The 2,009-nt window shown below is 40.5% G+C and carries 3 protein-coding genes; all 3 read left to right on the top strand.

What is annotated here, in order from left to right; all coding sequences use genetic code 11:
* Window positions 1-808: FkbM family methyltransferase (locus tag VIP81_RS31445; protein WP_331971466.1), on the top strand; the 808-nt coding region annotated here is incomplete at its 5' end.
* A gap of 351 nt (window positions 809-1,159) precedes the next feature.
* Complete coding sequence (locus VIP81_RS31440) at window positions 1,160-1,459, top strand: thiamine-binding protein (protein WP_331971464.1); 300 nt, start codon at window positions 1,160-1,162, stop codon at window positions 1,457-1,459.
* A gap of 44 nt (window positions 1,460-1,503) precedes the next feature.
* Window positions 1,504-2,004, top strand: a complete 501-nt coding sequence (locus tag VIP81_RS31435; protein WP_331971461.1) for a PH domain-containing protein — start codon at window positions 1,504-1,506, stop codon at window positions 2,002-2,004.
* Window positions 2,005-2,009 lie beyond the last annotated feature (5 nt).

The raw sequence follows: 2,009 nt of genomic DNA, 5'->3' as shown, positions 1-2,009 counted from the left end.
CCCCAAGGTTATGAAAGACGCAGCCTATTACCCATCGTGGAGAAATCTTTCTAAATACAAACAGTACGTAGCTTACTTCAGTGAATATATCCGGCATAACGACTGGAATTCGCTCAAGGCTTCCCTTAAGCTGGTGCTATTAAACAAACCTACCTTGAGGGGCTGGAACGCCCGATCGGCTTTGGGGCGTTTCAAAATAAGGGCAGGTACCACTGATTTTCAGTTCATCAACTATGCATATGAAAAAAAGGTACGTAATTATCTGAAGCAACAATTGGATCAGGGGCAGCTCGATGGGTTTATTGACATTGGCGCCTGTATAGGTGAGTATGATATCTGGCTGGGTAGCCAGGGAGTACCCTGTGTTGCTTTTGAACCAGTGAACTTTAAGGCGGTGGAAGAGAACATAAAACTCAATAACGTGGGTAGCAAAGTAAAGCTCTTCGCCTGTGGGCTGGGTAGTCACCAGGAAAAAGTAAACTTCAACATCATGAGTACCGTTACGGGCTCGAGTTACATAGACCGTGATAACAAGGAAGGTGGAAATATTCCCATCGAGAGATTGGATGATCTGTTATCCGAACTTGGCTTTGCCCCTGGTAGCCGGCTGGTGGTGAAACTGGATGTGGAAGGAATGGAAACAGACGTGCTGGAAGGCGCCAGACAATTTATCCAGCAAACACCTCACCTTCGTATTATTTTTGAACGTTACGAAGGAGACAATACTGTAAACGATAAGTTGAGCTCTTTGGCGGATTTTACTTTTGAAAGACTGGATGAGTTTAATTATCTCGCGATCAAAAAATAAATACCGATAATTATTTTTTACGAAGGCAATACGTTTTAAGGAACGTGTTGCCTTCGTATTTTACACGGGGAAATCATTCCAATACCAGGAATATGAATGAAATATTATTTATATACATAACGAAAACAAGTGCTGGTGACAGGAGCCATTTTTATGTTATTTTATCTCACCTAAAATATTGATTAATAAATATTCATAAGAATTATCTAAATTGATTCTTTAGGAATAAAACCGCTTTTCACCCGGAGTACCATAAAAAACAACTAATTTAGAATAGGTTTTGATTAAACTAATCCAGTAGGTATACTTTGTAAATAATTAATAATCAATAAATAAAAAATAGTTAGAAAGATGAGTAATAAGATCAATTTAGCACTGCAAATCATTCCTTCAGTGCCTTCAGAACAGGTATATGCGGTCGTAGATGAAGCCATTGCCGTGATCAAAGCATCCGGTGTAAAATACCGGGTATGCCCTTTCGAAACAGTCATGGAAGGAACCTATGAAGAGCTGATGGAAGTAGTCCGCCAAACCCAGGAAGTATGTTTTAAAGCCGGTGCCTCTCAATTATTAGTGTATATAAAAATGCAGATAAGAAAGGACAGCGATGTGACCATGGAAGAAAAAACAGGGAAGTATGATAGCATATAATTATTTTTTTTTATCTTACTGATCGAACTAAAGGAGAGGAACATATGCGATACGCCGCCCCACTGGATGATAATTCAAAACTGGTCACTAATCTTGTCATCATTCTTACATTGGTTTTTTTATGCAGACAGATAACTGATATTTCCCACGACTCTGTTAGCACCACGATGCTGCTGTTTATTCTGGTACCTGTTATCATAGTAGCCTGGTGCCTGAGCCCTCAATATTACACTATCACGGCAACGGCTATACTTATCAAGCGGCCGCTCTATAGCATCACTATTATGATGGAGGATGTGGTAAGACTGAGAAGTATCACTGAAGAAGACCTGGGCAGCAGCTCCCGTTTACTGGCTTTAGGAGGCGTATTCGGTTACCTGGGTACCTACCGCTCCAGTGAAATAGGAAAGTACCAACGCTGGTGTACCAACCGGGAAAACCTGGTGCTGATAGAATCAGATAAACAAAAATGGTTGATCAGTCCTTCTGAAGCAGAAGACTTTGTGAAGAAGGTAAACAAGATCATTAATGTAGCAGCTATATAACCCGG

It is taken from the genome of Chitinophaga sp., from assembly GCF_036566945.1.
Classification (GTDB): Bacteria; Bacteroidota; Bacteroidia; order Chitinophagales; family Chitinophagaceae; genus Chitinophaga.
This window is presented reverse-complemented; position numbering and strand designations above follow the sequence as displayed.